Annotated in this window: 23 protein-coding genes; 9 read left to right on the forward strand and 14 right to left on the reverse strand. The window is 65.1% G+C overall.

The features are described from left to right. Positions 1-108: 108 nt before the first annotated feature. The 5 genes from RRX38_RS19750 to leuS all read right to left on the reverse strand — a co-directional run bounded on the left by RRX38_RS19750 (position 109) and on the right by leuS (position 6,179). Positions 109-1,434, reverse strand: a complete 1,326-nt coding sequence (locus RRX38_RS19750; RefSeq protein ID WP_315960361.1) for a lytic murein transglycosylase — start codon at positions 1,432-1,434, stop codon at positions 109-111. Between the two features lie 82 nt (positions 1,435-1,516). After that, positions 1,517-1,675, reverse strand: a complete 159-nt coding sequence (gene arfA / locus RRX38_RS19755; RefSeq protein ID WP_295476482.1) for an alternative ribosome rescue factor ArfA — start codon at positions 1,673-1,675, stop codon at positions 1,517-1,519. 125 nt (positions 1,676-1,800) lie between these two features. Beyond that, the gene (gene holA, locus RRX38_RS19760) at positions 1,801-2,838 is read right to left on the reverse strand and encodes a DNA polymerase III subunit delta (RefSeq protein WP_315960362.1); all 1,038 of its coding nucleotides are present in this window, start codon (positions 2,836-2,838) and stop codon (positions 1,801-1,803) included. 42 nt (positions 2,839-2,880) lie between these two features. After that, complete coding sequence (gene lptE / locus RRX38_RS19765) at positions 2,881-3,486, reverse strand: LPS assembly lipoprotein LptE (protein ID WP_295476480.1); 606 nt, start codon at positions 3,484-3,486, stop codon at positions 2,881-2,883. A gap of 86 nt (positions 3,487-3,572) precedes the next feature. Continuing rightward, positions 3,573-6,179 (reverse strand): leucine--tRNA ligase, encoded by a 2,607-nt coding sequence (leuS, locus tag RRX38_RS19770; protein WP_315960363.1) that lies wholly within the window; start codon positions 6,177-6,179, stop codon positions 3,573-3,575. A gap of 311 nt (positions 6,180-6,490) precedes the next feature. Between leuS and RRX38_RS19775 the strand changes: the two genes are divergently transcribed. Together RRX38_RS19775 and RRX38_RS19780 are read left to right on the forward strand one after the other, a co-directional pair. Next, entirely contained in the window at positions 6,491-6,859 is a 369-nt protein-coding gene (locus RRX38_RS19775) for a hypothetical protein (RefSeq protein WP_295476478.1), read from the forward strand. Positions 6,860-6,943: 84 nt separating this feature from the next. Then, positions 6,944-7,708, forward strand: a complete 765-nt coding sequence (locus RRX38_RS19780; protein ID WP_295476477.1) for a YdcF family protein — start codon at positions 6,944-6,946, stop codon at positions 7,706-7,708. A gap of 155 nt (positions 7,709-7,863) precedes the next feature. On the opposite strand, the gene lnt is transcribed toward RRX38_RS19780, so the two are convergent. The 5 genes from lnt to miaB all read right to left on the reverse strand — a co-directional run bounded on the left by lnt (position 7,864) and on the right by miaB (position 13,259). After that, positions 7,864-9,390: an apolipoprotein N-acyltransferase gene (gene lnt, locus RRX38_RS19785; RefSeq protein WP_315960364.1), complete on the reverse strand. Its 1,527-nt coding sequence runs from the start codon at positions 9,388-9,390 to the stop codon at positions 7,864-7,866. Positions 9,391-9,444: 54 nt separating this feature from the next. Further along, on the reverse strand, positions 9,445-10,284 hold the full coding sequence (locus tag RRX38_RS19790) for an HlyC/CorC family transporter (RefSeq protein WP_315960365.1): 840 nt from the start codon (positions 10,282-10,284) through the stop codon (positions 9,445-9,447). A 5-nt stretch (positions 10,285-10,289) separates the two neighbouring features. Beyond that, a complete protein-coding gene (gene ybeY, locus RRX38_RS19795) occupies positions 10,290-10,790 on the reverse strand; it encodes an rRNA maturation RNase YbeY (RefSeq protein ID WP_315960366.1) in 501 nt (166 codons plus the stop codon). Beyond that, the gene (locus RRX38_RS19800; protein WP_295476471.1) at positions 10,783-11,790 is read right to left on the reverse strand and encodes a PhoH family protein; all 1,008 of its coding nucleotides are present in this window, start codon (positions 11,788-11,790) and stop codon (positions 10,783-10,785) included. Before RRX38_RS19800 ends, ybeY begins: the two co-directional genes overlap by 8 nt. A 140-nt stretch (positions 11,791-11,930) precedes the next feature. Continuing rightward, positions 11,931-13,259, reverse strand: coding sequence for a tRNA (N6-isopentenyl adenosine(37)-C2)-methylthiotransferase MiaB (gene miaB, locus RRX38_RS19805; protein ID WP_315960367.1), 1,329 nt, complete (start codon positions 13,257-13,259; stop codon positions 11,931-11,933). A 123-nt stretch (positions 13,260-13,382) separates the two neighbouring features. Here miaB and RRX38_RS19810 point away from each other — a divergent pair, with 123 nt between their 5' ends. Next, positions 13,383-13,709, forward strand: coding sequence for a DUF1820 family protein (locus RRX38_RS19810; protein ID WP_295476468.1), 327 nt, complete (start codon positions 13,383-13,385; stop codon positions 13,707-13,709). A gap of 44 nt (positions 13,710-13,753) precedes the next feature. Here the strand turns inward: RRX38_RS19810 and RRX38_RS19815 are convergent, their stop codons facing one another. Next, the gene (locus tag RRX38_RS19815) at positions 13,754-14,305 is read right to left on the reverse strand and encodes a tetratricopeptide repeat protein (protein ID WP_295476466.1); all 552 of its coding nucleotides are present in this window, start codon (positions 14,303-14,305) and stop codon (positions 13,754-13,756) included. 203 nt (positions 14,306-14,508) lie between these two features. After that, the gene (gene hemL, locus RRX38_RS19820) at positions 14,509-15,789 is read right to left on the reverse strand and encodes a glutamate-1-semialdehyde 2,1-aminomutase (protein WP_315960368.1); all 1,281 of its coding nucleotides are present in this window, start codon (positions 15,787-15,789) and stop codon (positions 14,509-14,511) included. 144 nt (positions 15,790-15,933) lie between these two features. On the opposite strand from hemL, the gene RRX38_RS19825 reads away from it, so the two are divergent. Together RRX38_RS19825 and RRX38_RS19830 are read left to right on the forward strand one after the other, a co-directional pair. Continuing rightward, entirely contained in the window at positions 15,934-17,379 is a 1,446-nt protein-coding gene (locus RRX38_RS19825) for an AlkA N-terminal domain-containing protein (RefSeq protein WP_315960369.1), read from the forward strand. Then, the gene (locus tag RRX38_RS19830; protein ID WP_295476460.1) at positions 17,376-17,873 is read left to right on the forward strand and encodes a methylated-DNA--[protein]-cysteine S-methyltransferase; all 498 of its coding nucleotides are present in this window, start codon (positions 17,376-17,378) and stop codon (positions 17,871-17,873) included. The genes RRX38_RS19825 and RRX38_RS19830 overlap by 4 nt, the downstream gene beginning before the upstream one ends. Here the strand turns inward: RRX38_RS19830 and thiE are convergent, their stop codons facing one another. Together thiE and RRX38_RS19840 are read right to left on the reverse strand one after the other, a co-directional pair. Further along, entirely contained in the window at positions 17,874-18,512 is a 639-nt protein-coding gene (gene thiE, locus RRX38_RS19835; protein ID WP_315960370.1) for a thiamine phosphate synthase, read from the reverse strand. Continuing rightward, positions 18,509-19,309, reverse strand: a complete 801-nt coding sequence (locus RRX38_RS19840) for a hydroxymethylpyrimidine/phosphomethylpyrimidine kinase (protein WP_315960371.1) — start codon at positions 19,307-19,309, stop codon at positions 18,509-18,511. Before RRX38_RS19840 ends, thiE begins: the two co-directional genes overlap by 4 nt. Positions 19,310-19,614: 305 nt before the next feature. Here RRX38_RS19840 and RRX38_RS19845 point away from each other — a divergent pair, with 305 nt between their 5' ends. The 4 genes from RRX38_RS19845 (at position 19,615) to RRX38_RS19860 (ending at position 25,606) form a co-directional block, all read left to right on the forward strand. Then, positions 19,615-21,630, forward strand: a complete 2,016-nt coding sequence (locus RRX38_RS19845; RefSeq protein WP_295476455.1) for a sensor histidine kinase — start codon at positions 19,615-19,617, stop codon at positions 21,628-21,630. A 46-nt stretch (positions 21,631-21,676) separates the two neighbouring features. Continuing rightward, entirely contained in the window at positions 21,677-23,326 is a 1,650-nt protein-coding gene (locus tag RRX38_RS19850; RefSeq protein ID WP_315960372.1) for an acyl-CoA dehydrogenase family protein, read from the forward strand. Positions 23,327-23,392: 66 nt separating this feature from the next. Then, on the forward strand, positions 23,393-24,889 hold the full coding sequence (gene amn, locus RRX38_RS19855; RefSeq protein WP_295476451.1) for an AMP nucleosidase: 1,497 nt from the start codon (positions 23,393-23,395) through the stop codon (positions 24,887-24,889). Positions 24,890-24,955: 66 nt separating this feature from the next. Next, entirely contained in the window at positions 24,956-25,606 is a 651-nt protein-coding gene (locus tag RRX38_RS19860) for a pseudouridine synthase (protein ID WP_315960373.1), read from the forward strand. Positions 25,607-25,655 lie beyond the last annotated feature (49 nt).

A 25,655-nucleotide genomic window follows, 5' to 3' on the forward strand; every position in this document is an offset into this window, starting at 1 on the left:
TCGCGAAGAGGTCGATGAAGGCGGCACATCTGCTGTGAGCGTGACGGCCACTTCGCGAGCGACGGGCTGGCGGTCTGCCAGCCGTCTTCAACAGCGCTGCAGAGCCCCTCAGGGCTGGCGCAGGCTGTTGAGCAGTTCATGGGTAGGGTAACCGTCGGCGGGCCAGCCAAGGGCCTGCTGGGCGCTGCGGATGGCCTTGCGGGTATTGGCGCCGATGATCCCGTCCGGGGCGCCGGCGTCGTACTGGCGTGCACTGAGCAGGGTCTGCAGCTCGATGCGTTCGGAACGGCTCAATGGCAGGTCGGTACGCGGCCAGCTGCCCACGATGTACCCGGCCCCCTTGAAACGGTCGGCCAGCAGGTTGATGGCCAGGGCGTAGGAGGTCGAGTTGTTGTACTTGAGCACGGCGCGGAAGTTGTCCAGCACCAGGAAGGCCGGACCCCGGTAGCCTGCCGGCAGTATCAGCGAGGCCTGTTGCTGGCTGGCCGCCACTGGCAATGGGGTGCCGTCAGGGAGTTTCAGGCCCAGCGCCTGCCACTGCACCAGGCTTTTGCGGATGCTCGGGTCGGCCAATGCATAGTCGAAGTTGCTGCCCAGCACCACTTCGTAGCCCCACGGCTGGCCACGCTGCCAGCCAGAGCTTTGCAGGTAGTGGGCAGCCGAAGCCAGAGCGTCGGTGGGGCTGGTCCAGATGTCACGGCGCCCGTCGCCGTCGAAGTCCACGGCATGGGTGTTGTAGGTGGTCGGCATGAACTGGGTCTGGCCCATGGCGCCCGCCCAGGAGCCGAGCATGCGCTCGGGCGTGATGTCGCCCTGCTGGAGGATCTGCAGGGCGGCCAGCAGCTGATTCTGTGCGAAGGTCGGACGACGGCCTTCATAGGCCAGGGTGGCCAGGGAGCGGATCACCGATTGCGAACCCTGGAACTGGCCAAAATTGCTTTCCATGCCCCACACCGCCACCAGCGCCTGGCGGTCGACACCGTACTGTTGTTCGATGCGCTGCAGCTCGGCGGCGTATTGGGTCAGCAGGCTCTGGCCCTTGCGTACCCGGGCATTGGAGATCGCACCTTCGAGGTATTCCCATACCGGGCGGCTGAACTCGGGTTGACTGCGGTCGGCCTTGACCACGCTCATGTCCGGGGTGACACCTGCGAACGCCTTGTCGAAGACATCGGCACGGATACCGGCCTGCAGGGCCTGGTTGCGAAAGCCCGCCTGCCACTCGTCAAAACTCATGGTGGGCTGGATGGCCAGGTTCTGGTCGATCTGCAGGGGCTGGGCGGGCGTCAGCACCGCGGGGGCATTGGCCTTGCTGGTCTGCAGGGGAGTGGCGTCGGCGGCAGTCGGTTTTTCGGCGCAGGCGACCAGGGCGACGAGGCTTGAAGCGGTGATCAGCTGGCGCAGTGGCCAGTGCCGGGTAAAACAGGAATGCATGCTGGGGTCCAGAAAGGAATACCGTTTAGATGCAGACCTTAACATGCCAGCGTTGTTGCAGGGGTGCCCAAGGTAACTGCATTTATCGATGGGCCAGAAAGCAAGAAGCCTCCCAGTTTTTCGACTGGAAGGCTTCGCGGCGGTAGCTGCCCTTGCCCTTGGCCGGGCGTTCCTGGCGGCTGCGGAACAATGGCTGGGCGATGATGGATTTGGCCTTGTTGGGCCGCTTCTGTTTGCTCATGGCGGTATCCCTTGGATGAATGGCGAGCGCATGATCGGACATGTTCCGACACGTGTCCAATAGGTCTCTACTATGGCCGGTGTCGTTACGGTGGGACCGGCTTCAGCCGGGAACGGGTGCTGCACTCATTCGGCCGGCAACCCCAGGCGCTGGCCGGACATCAGCACGGCCAACCGTGCCAGGCTGCTCCAGGCCGAGCCGGGCGCCTGGCCTTTGATCTGTTCGTCGATGCGTTGCGCTTCCAGCAGCAGCTGGCTCCAGCGCTTGGCGGAAAGCCGCTGCAGGGCCTTGCTCATCAGCGGCTTGCGTTTGTCCCACACCGGTGGCCGGGCCGAGCTGAACACCTTGTCCAGCGGCATGCCCTGGCTGTATTGCAAGGCCATGGTCGCCAGCGAGCGCAGCTCGCGGGTCAGCGCCCAGAGAATCACCGGCGTCTCCACTCCCTCGCCGCGCAGCCCTTCGAGCATGCGCAACGCGTGCGCGGCGTCGCCATTGAGAACCGCATCGGTCAGGCCGAAGACGTCAAAGCGCGCGCTGTCGGCCACCGCCGCCTGTACCGTTTCCACGGTGATCTGACCTTCTTCGGCCATCAGCTTGAGCTTCTCGATCTCCTGGGCCGCGGCCAGCAGGTTGCCCTCGACACGTGCGGCGATCAGTTCGACGGCGTCCTGGGTAGCGGCCAGGCCTGCCTGCGAAAGGCGCTGGCGAATCCACTGCGGCAGCTGGCCGGCGTCCACCGGCCAGATCTGGATGAACTGGCACTGCGCGCCTTCGATCAGCGCCTTGCCCCACTTGGTCTTCTGCGCGCTGCCATCGAGCTTGGGCAGGCTGACCAGCAGCAGGGTATCTTCGGCCGGCCGCGAACAGTACTCGATCAGCGCCGCGGCACCCTTGTCGCCAGGCTTGCCCGACGGCAGGCGCAGCTCCAGCAGGCGGCGTTCGGCGAACAGCGACAGGCTGGCACCCGCTTGCAGCAGCGTGCCCCAGTCGAAGTTGTTGTCGGCACTGAATACCTGGCGTTCGTCGAAGCCCTGCTGACGCGCGGCGGCGCGAATGGCGTCGGCGGCTTCCTGGCAGAGCAGCGGATCGTCACCACTGACCACGTAGACGGGTGCCAGCGGACCTTGCAGGTGTTTGGCGAGTTGCGCGGGAGCGAGTTTCATCGGCGGGCAGGAGCGGGGCCAGCGAGCTGGCCCCTTGCTGGCTTAGCGGCCAGGAATTTCGATGGGCGACTGTTGCGGGGTCTCGTCACGCAGGCGCTGGGCCTCCTGGCGAGCCTGCTCTTCGGCACGGGCCACGTCATCGGCACGGGCCTGCAGTTTCTCCAGGTACTCAGGCGTCATCTGTTGCAGGCGGGCCAGCAGGCGCTGGATCAGGTCGTGGCGCATTTCCTGACGAACCTGGGCGGCTTCCTGGTCGGAACCGGTCAGGTTGTTGCCGTCGTGGACGTACACGCGGTCGACGCTGATCTTCTCGCCCAGCAGGAAACGGTCCTGCATGCCGTGGATCTCGAAGTTCAGGGTCGAGGTCAGTTGGTACTCGGCGGAGCGACCCGAGCCGGAGTAGCTCGCGGTGCGCTGGGTTTCAGCCTCGTTGACCAGAATCAGCTTGTACTGCGCGCCAGGGTAGATCTTCACGCCACCCGCGGTCAGCAGACGGTTGAGCTGGGTCACGGTCTCGCCGTAGGCGTTGCGTGCGCTCAGGTCCAGTTCCTTGAGCGGCAACTCGTTGCTGCCGGTGCCGCGCAGCTGGAAGCCACAGGCACTCAGGAGCACGGCCAGGCCGACTACCAGCAGATTGCGTTTGATCATCTCGATACTCCCCTTGAATCCTTGAGGGCCGCGACGCGTACCCCGGAAATTGGTGGGCGCCCGCATGTGGCGGGCGCCCTGGTCTATCAGCTGGCGACGATGTTGACGAGCTTGCCGGGTACGACGATGACCTTGCGGATGGTCAGGCCGTCGACGAAGCGCTGCACGTTCTCGTTGACCCGTGCGGCGGCCTCGATGTCTTCGCGGCTGGCGCTGGCCGGCATTTCGATGTGCCCGCGCAGCTTGCCGTTGACCTGTACCACCAGTTGCAGGCTGTCCTGCACCAGCGCGCTTTCATCCAGCGCCGGCCAGCCGGCATCGATGGCGGCACCCTCGTGCCCCAGCTGTTGCCAGAGTACGTGGCTGATGTGCGGAGTGATCGGCGCCAGCAGCAGGACCACGGCCTCCAGGCCTTCCTGCAGCAGGGCACGGTCCTGTGCGCTGGCCTGCGGGGCCTTTTCCAGCACGTTCATCAGGGTCATCACCTGGGCAATGGCGGTGTTGAACTTGTGGAACTGACCGATATCGGTGCTGGCCTGCTTGATCGCCGCGTGGATGGCGCGACGCACGGCCTTCTGGGCGTCATCCAGCGCCGCGACGTCGAGCTGGCCGGGCAGGCCCTGGCTGACATGCGCGTGAGCCAGGCGCCAGACACGGCGCAGGAAGCGGTTGGCGCCTTCGACACCGGAGTCGGACCATTCCAGGCTCATGTCGGGTGGCGAGGCGAACATCATGAACAGGCGGCAGGTATCGGCGCCGTAGGCATCGATCATGGCTTGCGGGTCGACGCCGTTGTTCTTCGACTTGGACATCTTCTCGGTGCCGCCGATTTCCACCGGCTGGCCGTCGGTCTTCAGGCGTGCGCCGATGATCTTGGCCTTGGCATCGCGCTCGACCTCGACGTCGGCGGGGTTGAACCAGTCCTTGCCGCCGTTGCTGGCGGTGCGGTAGTAGGTCTCGGCGACCACCATGCCCTGGGTCAGCAGGTTCTTGAACGGCTCGTTGGAGCTGACCAGGCCCTCGTCGCGCATCAGCTTGTGGAAGAAGCGCGCATACAGCAGGTGCAGGATCGCGTGTTCGATACCGCCGATGTACTGGTCCACCGGCAGCCAGTGGTTGGCGGCCTGCGGGTCGACCATGCCGCCTTCGTACTTCGGCGAGGCGTAGCGGGCGAAGTACCAGGACGACTCGACGAAGGTGTCCATGGTGTCGGTTTCACGCTTGGCCGCAGCGCCGCATTTCGGGCAGCTGCATTCGTAGAACTCGGGCATGCGCGCCAGGGGCGAGCCGGCGCCGTCCGGCACGACGTTCTCGGGCAGCACCACCGGCAGTTGCTCTTCCGGCACCGGTACGTCGCCGCAGGACGGGCAGTGGATGATCGGGATCGGGCAGCCCCAGTAGCGCTGGCGGCTGATGCCCCAGTCGCGCAGGCGGAACTGGGTGCGCGACTTGCCGAGGTCTTTGCTGATCAGCGCCGCTTCGATGGCGTCGAAGGCACCCTGGAAGTCCAGGCCGTCGAAGGCGCCGGAGTTGATCAGCTGGCCATGCTCACCGTAGGCGGCCTGCCACTCGCTGCCGACCTCGTCGCCAGCGCTGGTGCGCACCACGGCCTTGACCGGCAGGTCGTACTTGCGGGCGAATTCGAAGTCGCGCTCGTCATGCGCCGGCACGGCCATCACCGCGCCGTCGCCGTAGTGCATCAGCACGTAGTTGGCGACCCAGACCGGCAGCTTCTCGCCGGTCAGTGGGTGCTCGACGAACAGGGAAGTGGGCATGCCCTTCTTCTCCTGGGTGGCGACGTCGGCTTCGGCGACGCTGCCGCTCTTGCACTCTTCGATGAAGGCTTGCAGCTCGGCGTTGCCCTGCGCGGCCTGGGTGGCCAGCGGGTGCTCGGCAGCGACGGCCACGTAGGTGGCGCCCATCAGGGTGTCGGGGCGGGTGGTGAAGACCTTCAGCGCGCCGGCATGGCCGATGCTCGCCTTGTCATAGGGGAACTGCACTTCCATGCCGCGCGACTTGCCGATCCAGTTGCGCTGCATGGTCTTGACCTGCTCGGGCCAGCCCGGCAGTTCGTCGAGGCTTTCCAGCAGTTCGTCCGCGTAGTCGGTGATGCGGAAGTAGTACATCGGGATCTCGCGCTTTTCGATCAGCGCGCCGGAACGCCAGCCGCGGCCGTCGATGACCTGCTCGTTGGCCAGTACGGTCTGGTCCACCGGGTCCCAGTTCACGGTGCCGTTCTTGCGGTAGATCACGCCCTTTTCGAACAGGCGGGTGAACAGCCACTGCTCCCAGCGGTAGTAGTCGGGCTTGCAGGTGGTCACTTCACGGGACCAGTCGATCGCCAGGCCCAGGCTGTTGAGCTGGGTCTTCATGTAGGCGATGTTTTCGTAGGTCCACTTGGCCGGAGCGACGTTGTTCTTCATCGCGGCGTTTTCCGCCGGCATGCCGAAGGCGTCCCAGCCCATTGGCTGCAGCACGTTCTTGCCCTGCATGCGCTGGTAGCGGGCGATCACGTCACCGATGGTGTAGTTGCGCACATGACCCATGTGCAGCTTGCCGCTGGGGTAGGGAAACATCGACAGGCAGTAGTAGGTGTCCTTGCCTGGCTGTTCACTGACTTCAAAAGACTTTTGCTCGTCCCAGAACGACTGGGCGGCGGCTTCGATTTCGCGGGGCTGATAGAGTTCGTGCATGGCTGCTTTTTACTAAGGATTGGTGACCCTTGGCCTCTTCATCGCTTCGCGAGTCAGGTCGGCACCGGGCGCGATGGCCTGGGCGGTGCGTTGGAGCTCTGCGGGGCGCAAGTGGAGTGACAGGAAACGCCGTAGCATACATGAGCGCCGACGATCGAGGGAAACCCTGATTGCGATGACGGCGGGCAAAAAAGGCCGCCTGCCAGCGCGCTTGCCGATTAGTTCCCGCCGTTGGTCGCAGTTTCGCGCCTGTTTCGGTGGCAGCGCTAAGCTCAAAGACGAGGATGTCCAATCTTCAGTGAGGTGAGCGGATGACAGAGTTGCAGCACACAGTAGTCACTCCTGAGCTGTATGAACGTTTGATCAATCGCCTCGGGCTTGCGCTGGAAACGGCAAGCACCGCAGGCCGGCTGCGCGACGAGATGCCCGAGGAGCTGGAGCTCGACGGGCTCAGCAACGCGGAGTTCGAATTGATCGAGGCCTACCTTGAGAAAGGCGCGAGGGCCGCAAACGGGGCTGTTGAGGGTATGTCACAGGGCAGTTGCATGGCTTCGCCGGAGCGTTCCGTGCCAGTCGAGGTGTCGCAGGATTTGGCCAGGGTCATCTGGCTCAAAGACAAGAGGCGAGCAAACACCGTGGCCAGACCGGGCCGTTACTCACAGAACACTTTCAAGTTCTGATCATCGCGGGCTGCGGGCCCGTTCAGCAGGCATTGTTGCCTGGCACCATTCAATTTAGGCTTCGGGCATCGATGGAGATGCCCAATGCCCTTGCGTTACCTGTTCAAGACCCTGCTGCTGCCGCCTGGCATTCTGTTCCTTCTTTTGCTGCTGGCCTGGTGGCTGCGACGCTCGCGGCCGCGCCTGGCGCTGGCGTGCTTCGCCTGCGGGCTGGGTGGTCTGTGGCTGATGAGCCTGCCGGTGGTGGTGGAGCATGCCGCGCGCCAGCTGGAACGCGTGCCGCCGTTGCCTCAGGCGCAGTGGGCCAGCCTGGCGCAGCGCGCCGATGCCATCGTGGTGCTGGGCAACGGTCGCGAGCGTCAGGCGCCGGCCTGGGGCGAGGATGTACCGACGCCGATGGGGCTGCAGCGTCTGCAGATGGCCGCGCACCTGGCCAGGGTCAGCGGCCTGCCGCTGCTGACCAGCGGCGGCTTGCATTACGGTGAACCGCCCAGTGAGTCGCGGATGATGGCCGACACCCTGCAGAGAGACTTCGGTGTTCAAGTGCGCTGGCTGGAAGAGCAGAGCCGTACCACCTGGGAGAATGCCCGGTTCAGCGCGCAGCAACTGCTGCCGCAGGGGGTCAGGCGCGTGGTAGTGGTGACCCAGGCCTGGCACATGCCCAGGGCTGTGTGGAGCTTCGAGCAGGCGGGCTTCGAGGTGATTGGCGCGCCGGTGGGCTTCCTGGGTGTGGACAACGCCACGCCCTTCGGTGGCTGGTTGCCGGAAGCCCGTGCCTTTGCCCACAGCGCGGTGTTGCTCAATGAGGCGGCGGGCTTGCTGGTCTATCCGTGGGCCTATGCCGACTAGCCTGTTCGACCGGTAGGGGCGGCTTCAGCCGCGAAGCGACCGGCTGTTCACCGATGCCGCGACTTCCTGGCCCTTTCGCGGCCAAAGCCGCTCCTACCGAGTCACATGACGCCTAACCGAACTGCGTTGCGGCTAAAGCGCCGCATCCAAGGCGATCAGTATTGGGCTTGCCTGGTGCGCCGTGCCGTCAGCAAGGCCCAGCCCAGCAGTGCGGCGCAGACGATGCCCAGTGGCCAGGAGCGCCAGCGCAGGTAGGGCGTCAGCTCATGCATTGGCACCACTTCGCCGTACATCACTGCGCGCTCGAACTGTGGCACCCGGGTGGTGATGCGGCCGAACGGGTCGATCAATGCGGTGACGCCATTGTTGGTGGCGCGGATCATCCAGCGGCCGGCTTCCAGGGCGCGCATCTGCGCCATCTGCAGGTGCTGCAACGGGCCGATGGAGGTGCCGAACCAGGTGTCATTGCTGATGGTCAGCAGCAGGTCGCTGCGGGCGGCCAGGCTGGCGGCGAATTCCGGGTAGACCACCTCGTAGCAGATGTATGGCGCGATCTGGTAACCCTTGGCCTGCAGCAGTGACTGGTCGTTGGGGCCACGGGCGAAGTCGGACATCGGCAGGTTGAAGAACTCGATCAGGCCGCGCAGCGCGTCCTGTAACGGCACGTACTCACCGAACGGCACCAGCTTCTGCTTGTAGTACAGGCCGTCGCCCTCGCCGGTCACGGTAATGCCGTTGTAGTAGCGGTACACACCGCGACCGCTGAGTTCACGCACCGGCACGCCGGTGATCAGCGCGGAGCGGCGTTCGCCGGCAAAGTTGCCCATCATGCTCAGGTAGCCTTCGGCGCTTTCCTTGAGCACCGGCACGGCAGTTTCCGGCCAGACGATCAGGTCGGCCGGCTGTGAGCGGAAGGTCATGTCGCGGTACAGCGCCAGTTGCGCATTGAGGTGCGTGGGGTCCCATTTCAGCATCTGTTCGACATTGCCCTGGATGGCCGCAACCTTCAGCGGCTTGCCGGAGGGCGAGGTCCAGGCGTGGTCCTTGAGCACCAGGGCAATCACCCAGGGGGCGACCAGCAGCACTGCTGCCATTCCCAGCCAGGCCGGCTGCTGGCGCAGGCGCGGCAGGTTGCACAGCAGCGCGGCGCTCAGGGCCAGGACGAAGGAAATCAGCCACACCCCGCCCAGCGGCGCCAGCCCGGCCAGTGGGCCGTCGAGCTGACTGTAGCCGGAATACAGCCACGGGAAACCGGTGAGGAACCAGCCGCGGAAGGTTTCTTGCAGCACCCACAGCGCGGCGAAGGCCACGGCATCGGCCAGCGGCCTGTGGCTGCGTCTCAGCCAGCGCACCCAGAGCCAGGCGGGCAGGGCGAAGAACAGCGCGATGGCGGCGATGAACGCCAGCATCAGCAGGCCGGCCAGTAGCGCCGAAGCGCCGCCGTAGGTGTGGATGCTGACGTAGATCCAGCTGGTGCCGGCACCGAACAGGCCGAAGCCGAAGCACCAGCCGCGGCCCAGCGCCTGGCGTGGGCTCAGGTCGCGCAAGCCAAGATAGAACAGCGCAGCGGCGAGCAGCGCCAGGGGCCAGATATCGAATGGCGCCAGGGCCAAGGTGGTGAGGCCGCCGGCCGCCACGGCCAGCAAGTTACCGGGCCAGCCGGGGCGGGTGATCCAGCGCATCGATTTTCCTTAGTACGGCTCGTTACATTCAGGCTTGCGGTCGGTGGGCATCGCTCAGACGCGTGAAACCGGGCTCAGGCGCAGCAGGTGGATGCGGCGGCTGTCGGCATTGAGAATGCGGAACCGGTAGGCGCCGATCTCGGTGGTTTCATTGCGCTTGGGCAGATGGCCGAAGGCGTTCATCACCAGGCCGCCGACGGTGTCGAATTCGTCATCGGAGAATTCGCTGTCGAAGAACTCGTTGAAGCTTTCGATGGGCGTCAGCGCCTTGACCAGGAAGTCACCGCTGGGCAGCGGTTTGATGTAGCTGTCTTCCTCGACGTCGTGTTCGTCCTCGATGTCGCCGACGATCTGCTCCAGCACGTCCTCGATGGTCACCAGGCCGGCCACACCGCCGTATTCGTCGATGACGATGGCCATGTGGTTATGGTTGGCGCGGAATTCGCGCAGCAGCACGTTGAGGCGCTTGGACTCGGGCACGAAGGTGGCCGGGCGCAGCAGGTTCTTGATGTCGGTCGCTTCGTCCTGCTGCAGGATCAGCGGCAGCAGGTCCTTGGCCAGCAGCACACCGAGCACGTCATCGTGGCTTTCGCCGATGACCGGGTAGCGCGAGTGCGCGGCGTCGATCACCGCAGGCAGGAATTCGCGTGGGGTCTGGTTGGCCTTGATGCTGATCATCTGTGAGCGCGGGATCATGATGTCGCGCACCTGCAGGTCGGCGACCTGGATGGCCCCCTCGACGATGGCCAGCGCTTCACTGTCCAGCAGTTTGTTCTGGTGGGCTTCGCGCAGCAGCTCCAGCAGCTCCTGGCGGTTCTTGGGCTCGTGGGCAAAAGCCTGGGTCAGTTTACCCAGCCATGACTTCTGCCCATTGCTCGATCGATCTTCGCTCATGGCCCTTACTCGTGGTCCTTGCGTGGTGTTTCTGAATGATGGGGGGCTTCGCTGTCGTCGTCCGCATAAGGATCCGGATAGCCCAGCTCCTCAAGCAACCTTCGTTCCAGCGCTTCCATTTCCTCGGCTTCATCGTCCTCGATGTGGTCATAGCCGAGCAGGTGCAGGCAGCCGTGGATGACCATGTGCGCCCAGTGTGCATCGCGGGCCTTGCCTTGCTCGGCGGCCTCGCGGTCGACTACCGGTACGCAGATGACCAGGTCGCCCAGCAACGGAATGTCCAGCAGGTCATCGGGGACGTCGGCGGGGAACGACAGCACGTTGGTGGCGTAGTCCTTGTGCCGCCAGGTGCGGTTGAGCTCGCGGCCTTCCGCTTCGTCGACCAGGCGAATGGTCATTTCCGAGTCGCCCTGGCGCTGGCGCAGGCCCATTTCGCACCACTGGCGGAACTGGGCCTCGCTGGGCGCGGGGGTGTCGCTGGCGATCTGCAGGTCCAGCTCAAGCATCGCGTTCGCCGCCCTTGGCGGTTTCGCCAGTGCCGGTGCGCTCGTCGAAACGCTCGTAGGCTTCCACGATGCGTTGCACCAATGGGTGGCGCACCACGTCTTTGGGGCGGAAATGCGTGAAGCTGATGCCCGGCACGTCCTTGAGCACCTCGATGACATGCGCCAGGCCCGACTTGGTGCCGCGCGGCAGGTCGACCTGGGTGATGTCGCCGGTGATCACGGCGGTGGAACCGAAGCCGATACGGGTCAGGAACATTTTCATCTGCTCGACGGTGGTGTTCTGACTCTCGTCGAGAATGATGAAGCTGTTATTAAGGGTGCGGCCGCGCATGTAGGCCAGCGGGGCGATCTCGATGATCTGCTTCTCGATCAGCTTGGCCACGTATTCGAAGCCGAGCATTTCGTAGAGGGCGTCGTACAGGGGGCGCAGGTAGGGGTCGATCTTCTGCGCCAGGTCGCCGGGCAGGAAGCCCAGTTTCTCGCCGGCCTCGACCGCCGGGCGCACCAGCAGGATGCGGCGGATCTGCTCGCGCTCCAGCGCGTCGACCGCGCAGGCCACGGCCAGGTAGGTCTTGCCGGTACCGGCCGGGCCGATGCCGAAGTTGATGTCGTTGTTGAGGATCGCCTTGACGTAGCGCTGCTGGTTGAAGCCGCGCGGACGGATCATGCCTTTCTTGGTGCGCAGGGCCACGCTCGGGTCGCTGGCCGAATTCTGGTTCAGGGCCTCGATGCCCGATTCCTGCAGGAACAGGTGAACCATGTCCGGGGTAAGCTCGGAGCCCTTGGTTTCCCGGTAGAGAAGGCGCAGCAGGTTTTCTGCCGAGGAGGTCTGCTTGGGATCGCCGATCAGTTCGAACTGATTGCCGCGGTTGCGGATCTCGATGTCCAGGCGCTGCTCGATCAGGCGCAGATGCTCGTCGAGTTGCCCGCACAGGTTGGCGAAACGATGGGCCTCGAAAGGTTCGAGGATAAAACGGTGAGGTTCTATGGGTGCGTTCAAGGTCTTTTTTGGCCGCCTGACGGCTGTTGAGGTGAGTTGCAGCATAACCCCAGCTTTCGCTGTGCGAAAGCTCTGACTTGCACCGCCGTGACGCGTTCCGCGAAAGGCCCGTGGTTGAGCCGTTCGCGGACGGGCGCCGGTTACATCAGCAGCGAGCCACGCAGGGAATGGGGCTGTGCGTCGTCAATGTGGACGTCGACAAACTGGCCGATGAGGCTCGGATTGTTGCAGGTGAAGTTGACGATCCGGTTGTTCTCGGTACGCCCCTGCAACTGGCCCGGGTCGCGGCGCGAGTAATCAGTGACCAGAATGCGCTGGGTAGTCCCCACCATCTGTCGGCTGATTTCGTAGCCCTGCTGGTTCAAACGATGCTGCAGGGCGTTGAGGCGCTGCTTCTTGACCTCTTCGGGGGTGTCGTCCTTGAGGTCGGCGGCCGGGGTGCCGGGGCGCGGGCTGTAGACGAACGAGAAGGAGAAGTCGAAGCCCACGTCCTGGACCAGCTTCATGGTGTTTTCGAAGTCTTTCTCGGTTTCACCCGGGAAGCCGATGATGAAGTCGGAACTGATGCAGATGTCCGGCACCGCCGCCTTGAGCTTGCGCAGCCGCGACTTGTACTCCAGCACGGTGTGGTTGCGCTTCATTGCCGCCAGGATGCGGTCCGAGCCGGACTGCACGGGCAGGTGCAGGTGCTTGACCAGCTCCGGCACTTCGGCGTGGGCCTGGATCAGGCTGTCGGAGAACTCCAGCGGGTGCGAGGTGGTGTAGCGGATACGCTCGATACCGTCGATGGCGGCCACCACACGGATCAGGTCGGCCAGGTCGGCGACGCTGCCGTCGGGGTTGGGGCTGCGGTAGCCATTGACGTTCTGGCCGAGCAGGGTGACTTCCCGCACGCCGTTTTCAGCCAGGTGGATGATCTCGCCGATGACGTCGTCGAACGGTCGGCTGACCTCCTCGCCACGGGTATAGGGCACCACGCAGAAGGTGCAGTACTTGCTGCAGCCTTCCATGACCGAGACGAAGGCCGTGGCGCCGTCGACGCGGGGTTCGGGCAGGTGGTCGAATTTCTCGATTTCCGGGAACGACACGTCGACCTGCGGTTCGCGGCTGACCCGCGCCGCGTCGATCATTTCCGGCAGGCGGTGCAGGGTCTGCGGGCCGAAGACCACGTCCACGTAGGGCGCGCGGTCGCGGATCGCGGCGCCTTCCTGGCTGGCCACGCAGCCACCCACGGCGATGACCATCTCCGGGTTGGCCTGCTTCAGCTCGCGCCAGCGGCCCAGTTGCGAGTACACGCGGTCCTGGGCACGTTCGCGGATCGAGCAGGTATTGAGGAGGATCACGTCGGCATCTTCGGCCCGGCTGGTCACTTCCAGGGCTTGATGTTCGCCCAGCAGGTCGACCATGCGCGAGCTGTCGTACTCGTTCATCTGGCAGCCGTGGGTTTCGATGTAAAGCTTCTTGGCCATGCTCGATCAGTCTGTCGTTGCGAAGAACCGCGCATTATAGGGATGACGGCGATGCTCTTCCAGGGTTGCCGGTCTGCTATAGTCTCTGCCTTTTTTCACCCTTGCGATCATCAGCTACCTGCCATGACCAAACGCGAATCTCCCATCTACAAGGTTATCTTCCTCAACCAGGGCCAGGTGTACGAAATGTACGCCAAGCAGATCTACCAGAGTGATCTGTGGGGCTTTCTGGAAGTGGAGGAATTCGTTTTCGGTGAACGCACCACTGTGGTGGTGGACCCCAGCGAGGAAAAACTCAAGGCGCAGTTCGAGGGTGTGGTGCGCAGCTTCGTGCCGATGCACTCGATCGTGCGCATCGACGAAGTCGAGCGGATGGGGACGCCGAAGATCAGCGAAGCTAAGGGTGGCAGCAACGTGATGCCATTCCCGATGCCGATGCCTGAAAAGTAAGCCCAGCGGGCTGGCGGGGGGCTACCGGTGTGGCCTGCCCGCGTTCAGGGCAGTGGTGAAAAGGGCGTACGCCCGTCGGCGCTCTGCAGTTCCAGCAGGTATTTGCGGAAGATCTGCCCCAGGACCTGGGTTGCAGCTTCCAGCTCCTTGCGGTCCATCTTCGCAGCCACCTCGTCGGCGGCGTCCAGTGCATCTTCTGCGCCGTTGACCGCCGCCATCTTCAGGACCACATAGGCCTGGATATTGTTGGCCGGTACCCCTTCGCCCGCAGCGAACATCGAACCGAGCCGGTACTGCGCCTGGGCATGGCCCTGCAGCGAGGCTTTTTCGAAGTAGTCCAGCGCCTGCGCCAGATCGCGGGGTGCCTGCTTGCCCTCGTAGTAGAACTCGCCCAACTCGTATTGCGCCTGGGCATCCCCGGCCTGCGCGGCCTGTTTGCAGGCGTCGAGCGCCGCTGGCAGGTTTTCCGGCAAGGTATTGAGGGTGCAGCGACCCATCGCTGGGATCAACAACGAGTTGCCACCTGCGGCTTGGGCCAGCAGGGGAAAGATAAGCAACAGGCAGCCCAATGCAAGGGTGCGGCCGGTGCGGTTCATGGGAGTCAACTTACCTCTGGAAAAAGGTGCGGGCGAAACACATAGAGCAAATGCATGCTGGCTGCGCATTATGAAATAAGCAGAGGCCACCTTACAAAGTGTTTACGGTTTTTCTGCTGCACGGCTTTAAAAAAGCTTGCTTTTAGAGGCTTGCGAACTAACCGCTGGCGCCGCCCCACAGGGAAGGACGGCGCCGTTGCGGGTCAGAGCGCAGCGAACGCCTGCTTCGCGGCTTCCAGCGTCAGTTGCAATTCTTTCTCGCCGTGGGCGATAGAGGTGAAGCCGGCTTCGAAAGCGCTTGGCGCCAGGTATACGCCGCCTTCGAGCATGAGGTGGAAGAACCGCTTGAAGCGCTCGACATCGCTGCTCATTACGTCCTGGAAGGTGACGATGTCCCGCTTGTCGGTGAAGTACAGGCCGAACATGCCACCGGCCTGGGTAGTGGTGAACGGCACGCCCGCCGCATCGGCGAGTGCCTGCAGGCCTTCGAGCAGGCGGGTGGTGAAGGCTTGCAGCTCGTCATGGAAACCGGGGCGGCTGATCAGGCGCAGGGTGGTCAGGCCGGCGGCCATGGCCAGCGGGTTACCCGACAGGGTGCCGGCCTGGTAGACCGGGCCCAGCGGCGCGATGTGCGACATGATTTCGCGCTTGCCGCCGAAGCAGCCGACCGGCATGCCGCCACCGATGATCTTGCCGAAGGTCGACAGGTCCGGGGTGACGCCGTAATAAGCCTGGGCACCGCCCAGGGCAACGCGGAAGCCGGTCATCACTTCGTCGAAGATCAGCACCACGCCGTGCTCGTCGCACAGCTGGCGCAGGCCCTGCAGGTAGCCCGGTGCCGGCGGCACGCAGTTCATGTTGCCGGCCACTGGCTCGACGATGATGCACGCCACTTCCTGGCCGACTTCGCCGAGCAGCTGGCGAGCGGCCTCCAGGTCGTTGAACGGCAGGGTCAGGGTGTGCTTGGCGAACGCTGCCGGTACGCCGGGAGAGCTGGGTACACCCAGGGTCAGGGCGCCGGAGCCGGCCTTGACCAGCAGGCTGTCGGAATGGCCGTGGTAGCAGCCTTCGAACTTGATGATGCTGTCGCGGCCGGTGTAGCCGCGTGCCAGGCGGATGGCGCTCATGGTCGCCTCGGTGCCGGAGCTGACCATGCGCACCATTTCCATCGACGGCACCAGCGAGCAGACCAGGTCGGCCATCTCGGTTTCCATGGCGGTCGGTGCGCCATACGACAGGCCGTGTTCCAGCTGGGCGCGCACGGCGCCGAGGACTTCAGGATGGCTGTGGCCGAGGATCATCGGGCCCCAGGAACCGACGTAATCGACATAGCGCTTGTCATCTTCGTCCGTCACATAGGCGCCAGCGGCATGCTTGAAGAACAGCGGCGTGCCGCCCACGCTCTTGAATGCGCGCACCGGCGAGTTGACGCCGCCGGGGATATGTTTTTGGGCATTGGCGAACAGTGTTTCGGAACGGGACATGGTCGGGTCTCTGCTTTGCAACGGAAAATCGGGAGCCCGCTGGCGCGGTACAGGAGCGGCACTATAGCAAATGGCTGTCGGCCGCCGGTTGTCGATGTCCGATTTCAGCCAGACTTTTGCCAGGCCCAGGGTTACAGTCGCGGCATGAACAGATTCGATCCCCAGACCTGCTATGCCGCGTTCGTCGCCCGCGACCGCCGTTTCGACGGCTGGTTCTTCATGGGGGTGTCGTCCACCGGTATCTACTGCCGTCCCGTGTGCCCGGTGCGCGCGCCGCTGGCCAGGCATTGCACGTTCTACGCGTCGGCGGCGGCAGCCGAGCAGGCCGGGTATCGCCCCTGCCTGCGCTGCCGCCCCGAGCTGGCCCCCGGCCATGCCACCATGGACGTTTCCGGGCGGCTGGCCCAGGCGGCGGCGCGGCTGATCGAAGAGGGTTACCTCAGCGGCCGTAGTCTGGAAGACCTGGCGCAACGGGTCGGTGTCAGCGGTCGCCACCTGCGACGCATCTTCGAGGCCGAGTTCGGCGTAGGGTTGATCGACTTTGCCCAGACCCAGCGCCTGCTGACCGCCAAACGGCTGCTGACCGACACCGGGCTGTCGATGGCCGAGGTGGCGTTGGCGGCAGGCTTTGGCAGCGTGCGGCGTTTCAACGACGTTTTCCAGGCCCGCTATGGTCTCAACCCCTCGCGGCTGCGCAAGGCCAGGCACTTGCCGGGCGCGCGCAGCCTGAGCTTCGAGCTGGCCTACCGGCCGCCGTTCAATTGGCCGGGTGTACTGGCGTTCCTGGCGCATCGCTGCGCCGCCGGGGTCGATCAGGTGGTGGATGACAGCTATAGCCGGGTGCTGGAAGTGGAGCGCGCCGGTGAGCGCTTCACCGGCTGGGTTTGCGTACGCCAGCGTGCCGCACGGCATGCCCTTGAGGTGCAAGTGAGCGCGTCGCTGCAGCCTGTCATCGCCCAGGTGCTGGGTGCCGTACGGCGGATCTTCGACACCGGTTGCCGCCCCGACCTGGTCGATGCGCACCTGGGCGAACTGGCCGAAGGCTTGCCGGGCATGCGTGTGCCGTCGGTGCCGGATGGCTTCGAGATTGCCGTGCGCGCGGTGGTCGGCCAGCAGATTTCGGTGCTCAGGGCGCGGCAGATCCTCACGCGAATCGCCGAGCGCTACGGCACCCCGTTGGCCGAGGGCCCCGACGGGTTGCAGCGGGCTTTTCCGACGGCCAGGGCGCTGGCCGAGCTGGCGCCGCAGGCGCTGGTCGCCACCGGGCTGATCGGCATTCGCGCCGAAGCGATCATCGCCGTGGCCCGAGAGGTGGCCGCCGGGCGCATCGTGCTCGAACCGCTGGTGCCCCTTGAACCCACGCTCACCGCGCTGCGGCAGATCCGTGGGATCGGCGAGTGGACTGTGCAGTACATTGCCATGCGTGCCCTGGGCTGGCCGAATGCGTTTCCGCAAGGCGATGCCGTGCTGAAAAAATACCTGGGTTGCGCCACGGCCGCGCAGCTCGACGACTATGCCAGCCGCTGGGCACCCTGGCGGGCCTATGCGGTGGTGCACCTCTGGCATCTGAGTGAGGAGGCGAAGCGATGAAACCGGGCTACCTGTTTACCAGCCCCTTGGGCGATATCGTCCTGCGTGCCGAAGACGAAGCCCTGACCGGGGTGTTCTTCGTTGGGCAGAAGCATTACCCCGACCTGCTGCGGGTCACTGATCAGCAACCGGTGCCGCGCATCATCGCCCTGGCTCGCGAGCAGTTGCAGGAGTTCTTCGCGGGCGAGCGGCAGGTCTTCGATCTGCCGCTGCGTGCGCGGGGAACGCCGTTCCAGGAGCAGGTGTGGCAGGCGCTGGCGCGGATTCCCTACGGCGAGATCATGTCCTACGGTGCGATGGCGCGCCAGATGGGCCTCAGCGCCGGGCATTCCAGGGCGGTTGGCACGGCCAATGGACGCAACCCGATCTCGATCATCGTGCCTTGCCATCGGGTAGTGGGCGCAGCCGGCGACCTGACCGGCTATGCGGGGGGCGTGGAGAGAAAACGCGCCCTGCTGGCCCTGGAGGCCGAGCAGGGCTTCAGGCTTGCCTGATCAGTGGCCAGCCAGCAGCGCGTTGAACGCCCGGGCGCGACGCGTGACCTCGGCGGTGCTGTCGGCCCCGAACAGGCCGTGCACCACTGCCAGCAGGTCGGCACCGTGGTCCACCAGGGGCGCGGCGTTATCCACGGTGATGCCACCGATGACCGCGATGGGCAGGTTGACCTGATTGCGCACGTTCTCCAGCAAGTGCAGGGGCACGCCCGGCGCGTCAGGTTTGGTCTGCGAGCTGAAGAATCGCCCGAAGGCCACGTAGCTGGCGCCTTCGGCCTTGGCCTGTTCGGCCAGCTCCAGGCGACCGTGGCAGGTGGCGCCGACCACTGCGTGGCGGCCCAGCAGGGCGCGGGCGTTGGCCAGCGAGCCGTCGGCCTGGCCCAGGTGCACACCGACACCCAGGCGTGCGGCCAGCTCGGCGTCGTCATTGATGATCAGGCGGGTGTTGTAGCGTTCGCAAAGCTGCAGCAGTTCGCTGGCTTCGCGCAGGCGGCGTGATTCGTCCTGGCTTTTGTCGCGGTATTGCAGCAGGGCTACTCCGCCTTCCAGGGCCGCCTCGACGTAGGGCAGGAAGCGCCCCGCAAGCAGTTGGGCATCGGTGATGGCGTACAGGCCGCGCAGCCGGGAGGCCTTGTTCATGAGCAGAAATCCAGTGGCAGGCGGCGCGGGACGAATTGCCCCTTGCCCAGCAGGTCGGCGTCGCGCAGCGTACGCCAGGTGTAGTCCAGGGCCGATTGCACGGCGCTGACCACATCCTGGCCGAGGGCCAGGCGCCCGGCCAGGGCACTGGCCAGGGTGCAGCCCGAACCGTGGTAGCTGCCAGGCAGGCGCTGGCAGGTGAAGGTGTGCAGGGCGCCGCTGCGCAGGTATAGACGGTTGTGCACTTGCTGCTCGTCGCCATGGCCACCGGTGATCAGCAGGTGCTCGCAGAATGGCAACAGACGTTCGGCGCACTGGTCGGCGCTGCCTTCCGGTAGTTCGGCGAGGATGCGTGCTTCAGGCAGGTTCGGCGTGGCGATGGTGGCGCGTGGCAGCAGGCGTTCGCGCATTGCGTAGCCGACCTCATCCTTGCCCAGCCGACCGCCGCCGCCAGCGCGCAGCACCGGGTCGCAGACCACCGGCAGGTGCGGGTGCGCGGCAAGCAGTTCGACCACGGTCTCGACCATTTCCGTCGAACCGAGCATGCCGAGCTTGACCGCCGCGACCGGGGAGTCGGCGAGCACGGCATTGGCCTGGGCCAGCACCCACTCGCGATCCAGTACACGGAAGTCGCTGACGTTCACGGTGTCCTGCACGGTCAGCGCGGTAACGGCCGGGGCCGCGTGGCAACCCTGGGCGAGCAGGGCTTCGATGTCGGCCTGCAGGCCGGCACCACCGCTGGGGTCATGGCCGGACAGACAGAGCACGATGGGGCGGGTGCTATGGATAGTGTTCATGGTCGGCGAGCTTACCACCAAATGCCGGGAAGACTGATGGGCGAGCGGGGCATTTTTGGCGGCCTCGCGCAGCCTGTGCTGGCCCGATGCAGTCAAATGAGTGCGCCTGGCGCCGATTAGCGGCTATGCTTGTGCGTCTGAGCAGTTGGTATACCCATATTCGCTGGTTTTCCGCTGGCCGGGCCCGCAAGGTCCGCCTGCGGCCATTGTGCCAATGGACTTTCTTCAGCCTGCTTCACGGATGGAAAACTGCAGGGCGTCGCTTCAGGGACTGATGGAACGCGACGGACTACCTTGGGGCTTTCATGCGCTATTTGCTGATACTGCTGGTAGGTTGGCTGCCATTGCTGGCCTTTGCCGTCGCGTTCGACGAAAACACCCGCAGTCTTTCTCTGGGCCCGTGGGTCCAGGTGTACGAGGACTCCAGTGGCCAGGCCGACCTCGACCAAGTCCTGCAGGTCGAGCGGGCCGGAGTGTTCCGCCCCTTGGGAGAACCCACGCTGAATGCGGGGTATTCGCGCTCCGCCTTCTGGCTGAAGGTCGATCTGGCGTACCTGCCCCGTGACCCGCAGCGACACGCCGACTGGCTGCTGGAGCTGGCCTATCCGCCGATGGACCATGTCGATGTGTATCTGCTCGACGCCCAGGGCGAGCGCCGCCTGGAATGGAAAACCGGCGACATGCTGCCGTTCGCCAGCCGGCAGATTCGCCAGAGCAACTACTTGTTCGAGTTGCCACTCGCGCCGGGGCAGGCCATGACCGCCTATGTCCGCGTCGCCAGCAACGGCTCGGTGCAGGCGCCGCTGAATCTGTGGTCCAGCCATGCCTACCTCGAAGAACAGCCGGCGCGCATTTATGTGCTCGGGCTGATCTACGGTGTGTTGCTGGGCATGCTGGTGTACAACCTGTTCATCTATGTCAGCGTGCGCGACATCAGCTACCTCTGGTACATCCTCTACATTGCCTCGTTCGGCCTCTATCAGGTGTCGATCAACGGTGTGGCCATCGAATACCTGTGGCCGGACAGTCCTTGGTGGGCCAATGCGGTGACACCGCTGCTGGTGGGTTGCGCGGTGTTCTTCGCCAGCCAGTTCACCCGCAGTTTCCTGCAGACCCGGCTGTTGGGGCGCTGGGTGGACAACCTGCTGATCTGGATAATGGCCAGCGCCCTGGTGGTGTCGGCGGTGGCGCTGTTCGCCGACTACGGCCTGGCCCTGCGTGCCATGACCCTGCTGGTGCTGGTGTTCACCCCGGTGGTGCTGGCCACCGGCATCCTGGCCTGGTTCCGGCGTGTGCGGGTGGCACGCTATTTCCTGCTGGCCTGGTCGGCCTTCCTGCTCGGCGGGCTGGTCAATGCGGTGATGCTGCTGGGTTACCTGCCCAATACCTTCCTGACCCTGTATGCCAGCCAGATCGGCTCGGTGGTGGAAGTCGCGCTGCTGTCCCTGGCCCTGGCCGACCGCATCAACCATGGGCGCGAGCAGCAGGCCCGGCACCTGCTGGAAGCCGGCAAGGACCTTGAGCGCCTCAATCGCCAACTGGCTACCAGCAACCGGCTGAAGGATGAGTTCCTCGCCACCCTGACCCATGAGCTGCGCACGCCGATGAACGGCATCATCGGCTCGCTGGACCTGATGCAGACCGTGCCGATGGACAGCGAGCTGCAGACCTACCAACAGACGGCATTCACCTCGGCCCAGGACATGATGCGCATGATCAACGGCATCCTGACCCTTACCGAGCTGCAGGCCGGTACCCTGCATGTCGACGAGCGGCCGGTCGAGCTGAGCGCCCTGATCCGGCGCCTGCACGAGCGGTTCATCGCTGCAGCGCAGGCCAAGGGCCTGATCCTGCGCTTCGAGGCCGAACCCTTCCTGCCGCAGGTGCTGCGCGGGGACCCGGACAAACTGTTCCAGTGCATCGAGTGCCTGATCGACAACGCCATCAAGTTCACCCGTCGCGGTTCGGTCACGGTCCGCCTGGAGGCTACGCGCTGGCAGCCTGATCGCTTCATTCTGCGCGTCGAGGTCATCGACACCGGCATCGGTTTCAAGCGCCTGGACGAAGCCGTGCTGTACCAGCGCTTCTTCCAGGTCGACAGTTCCATGACCCGCGAATACGGCGGATTGGGCATTGGCCTGGCGATCTGCCGACAGTTGATCGAACTGCAGGGCGGTAGCCTCAGCCATCATTCCGAGCCGGGCCATGGCAGTCGCTTCGTGCTCAGCCTGCCGCTGCAGGTGGCGACCGGCAGTGATGGGCAGGAGAAAAGCACCGACAGTTCGTCGGGTATGGCCCTGTTCAAGATCCGGGGGGCGTGATTCACTGATTCCTGACCGATGACCGCCTATTGTCAGGAGGTGCTCGATGGACATCCATTCATTGGCTGAAACCCACCAAGTCACCAATCAACCCCCGCCCCTCGAAGGTCTCAACCTCTATCGCTGCGACCTGCCACTGCAGGCCTGGGTCAGGCATTACGGTGCCGGCTGGGCGCAGATGCGCATCGATGCCTACGGCGCCCTGGCCGGCGGCCCGCTGATGGAGGCGGGTTTTCTTGCCAACCAGCACAAGCCCGTCTTCCACAGCCATGACCGTTACGGCCATCGCATCGACCTGGTGGAGTTTCATCCCGCCTGGCACCTGCTGATGAGAACCGCCATCGAGCATGGCATTCCCTCGCTGCCCTGGCGCGATCCGAAACCCGGCGCGCAGGTGGCCCGGGCGGCGATGAGCTACCTGCATACCCAGGCCGAGCCAGGCAGCGGCTGCCCCCTGACCATGACCTTCGCCAGCGTGCCGGCCTTGCGCCTGCAGCCAGAACTGGCGGATGTCTGGCTGCCAAAGGTGCTGGCCACCGAATACGACCCGCGTAACGTCGGCATGGCGCACAAGGCCGGGGTGACCCTCGGCATGGCGATGACCGAGAAGCAGGGCGGTACCGACGTCCGTGCCAACACCACGCGCGCCTTCCCCACCGGTGTCGGCGGGCCGGGGCAGGCCTATGAACTGGTCGGCCACAAGTGGTTCTGCTCGGCGCCGATGTGCGATGCCTTCCTGACCCTGGCGCAGACCGAGCACGGCCTGAGCTGCTTCCTGCTGCCGCGCCACCGGCCCGACGACAGCCTCAATGCGTTTCAGATCCAGCGCCTGAAGAACAAGCTGGGCAACTGCTCGAACGCCTCCAGCGAAGTGGAGTTTCGCGGGGCGCTGGCGTGGATGCTGGGCGAGGAGGGACGCGGGGTCGCCACCATCATCGAAATGGTCGCCATGACCCGCTACGACTGCATGATCGGTTCCAGCGCGTTGATGCGCCAGGCGCTGACCCAGGCCATTCACCATTGCGCGCACCGCCAGGTCAGCGGCCGCCTACTGAGCGAACAGCCGCTGATGCAGAACGTCCTGGCCGACCTGGCCCTGGAGAGCGAGGCAGCGCTGGCGCTGAGCCTGCGCATGGGGCATGCCCTGGACCACGCTGACGACGACCACCAGGCGCGTTTCATCCGTCTGGTCACGGCGGTGGGCAAGTACTGGATCTGCAAGCGCGCCCCGGCGATGATCAACGAGGCCGCCGAATGCATGGGCGGCGCCGGCTACATCGAAGACAGCATCCTGCCGCGGCTGTACCGTGAAGCGCCGGTCAACTCCATCTGGGAAGGCTCCGGCAACGTGCAATGCCTGGATGTGCTGCGCGCGCTGTCCCGCGAGCCGGGTATCGCCGAGGCGCTGTTCGCCGAGCTGGACGACGGCCGGGGCGACGCCGACCTGAGCCGCCACGTGCTGCAGCTCAAGCAGGCGTTCAGCGACCAGGACGAACTGCCTTACCGGGCCCGGCAACTGACCGAGGACATTGCCGTGGCCTTGCAGGCCCGTCTGTTGCTCGACGCCGGTGTGCCCGCGGTCAGCGATGCCTTCGTGGTCAGCCGCCTGCGCAGCCCGGCGCGGGTCTATGGCGGCCTGCCGCGTGGCGTGGATTGCCCGGCGCTGCTGGCGCGTGCCGCCCCGCATGCGGCCTGAAACCCAGGATGCCAAAGGGGCGCTGAGGTCATCACGGCTTGTGCTGTGACGACCACAGCCCCTAGGATGCAGCACTGCCCGTCAGACAGGATCCCCATCGTGACTCAAGCTTTTGTTGTCGTCGAAACCGCCGAACAGGCCGTCGAACAGTTGGCCGCCCTGCATGAGCGTGCCACTGGCGCGTTGAACCAGGCCCTCAAACGCTACCTGAAGGATCGCATCGAGCCTGACGCCGAGCAGCGCGCGCTGTTCCGCTACCCGGAGTTGCGCCTGACCTACGCGGTCAACGGCGAGGTCCCGGCAACCACCCGCGCCTACGCCAAGGTACAGCTGCCGGGCACCTACAGCGTCACCGTGACGCAGCCGGCGGCCTTTCGCAAATACCTGCTCGAACAGCTCAACCCGCTGATCCGCGACTTCAACGTGACCCTGGAAGTGGGGCTGAGCGACCAGACCATCCCGTACCCCTACGTGGTCGACCAGGGTGACGAGCTGGCCGGTTCCGGGGTGACTGCCGCCGCCCTGGCGCGGGTATTTCCCAGTACCGACCTGTCGGCCACCACCGACGGCATCGCTGACGGCCTGCACGACTGGGGCAATGCCGACCCGCTGCCGCTGGCGCTGTTCGACGCCGCGCGGGTGGATTTCTCGTTGCGTCGCCTGGTGCACTACACCGGTAGTGACTGGCGCCACGTGCAGCCGTGGATCCTGCTGACCAACTACCACCGCTATGTCGATCAATTCATCATGCACGGCCTGGAAACCCTGCGCAGCGATCCGCGCTTCGTGCACATGGTGCTACCGGGCAACGTCATCGTCGACAAGCACATGGATGCCGAAGAGGCGCAAAGCGTGGTGGCCGGTGTGGTCTGGCACCGCTACCAGATGCCTGCCTACCATCTGGTGGCCGAAGATGGCCACGGCGTGACCCTGGTCAACATCGGCGTCGGCCCGTCCAACGCCAAGAACATCACCGACCACCTGGCCGTGCTGCGCCCGCATTGCTGGCTGATGATCGGCCACTGCGGCGGCCTGCGGCAGTCGCAGACCATTGGCGACTACGTGCTGGCCCACGCCTACATGCGCCGCGACGGCATCCTCGACCGCGTACTGCCACCGCACATCCCGATTCCGGCCCTGGCCGAGGTGCAACTGGCGTTGCAGGAAGCCGCTGCACAGATCACCGGCGAGCGGGGCGAGGAACTCAAGAAGCGCCTGCGCACCGGTACCGTGCTGACCTACGACGACCGCAACTGGGAACTGCGCTGGGCCCAGGAGCGGCCACTGATCAACCTGTCGCGTGCCGTGGCCGTGGACATGGAAAGCGGCACCATCGCGGCCCAGGGCTATCGTCTGCGGGTGCCTTACGGGACCCTGCTGTGTGTGTCGGACAAACCGCTGCACAGTGAGATCAAGCTGCCCGGTTCGGCCAATGCCTTCTACAACCGCGCGGTCAGCCAGCACCTGAAGATCGGTATCGCGGCGCTGGACCTGCTGCGCGCCGAGCTGAATTCGCTGCACTCGCGCAAGCTGCGCAGCTTCGACGAGCCGCCGTTCCGCTGACAGCCTGCGGGTCAATACGAAGGGCCACTCTGGTAAAGTGGCCCTTTGTTTTTTCTGGCCAGATTCATGTCCCGCATCCCGCGCCCACCTTCCAAACCTCCTGCCGCACGCCGCCCTGCCCAGGGCAACGGCAGCGCGCCCCGGCGTGTCGCCAAGGCGCGCCCTGCCGAGCCGAAGCTGATCCTGTTCAACAAGCCGTTCGACGTGCTCACCCAGTTCAACGACGAGCAGGGCCGTGCCACGCTCAAGGACTTCATCGACATCCCCGGCGTGTACCCGGCCGGGCGTCTGGACCGCGACAGCGAAGGGCTGTTGCTGCTGACCAATGACGGACAGCTGCAGGCACGCATCGCTGACCCGCGGCACAAACTGCCGAAAACCTATTGGGTGCAGGTGGAGGGCGAACCCACTGAGGCGCAGCTGCAGCAACTGCGTGATGGCGTGACCCTCAACGACGGCCCGACCCTGCCGGCCGAGGCCCGTGCACTTGACGAGCCGACGCTATGGCCGCGCAACCCGCCGGTGCGCTTTCGCAAGAGCGTGCCCACCGCCTGGCTGGAACTGGTGATTCGTGAAGGGCGTAACCGCCAGGTACGCCGCATGACCGCTGCGGTGGGCCTGCCCACGCTGCGCCTGGTGCGGGTGCGGATCGGTCCGTGGAGCCTGGAAGGGCTGGAGCAGGGGCAGTACCGGCAGCTGGAAGACTGGCGCTTCTAGAAGCCAGGGGCCTGCTACGGTTGCCTTGTGGGAGCGAGCTTGCTCGCGA

It is taken from the genome of Pseudomonas sp. DTU_2021_1001937_2_SI_NGA_ILE_001 (assembly GCF_032463525.1).
GTDB lineage: Bacteria > Pseudomonadota > Gammaproteobacteria > Pseudomonadales > Pseudomonadaceae > Aquipseudomonas.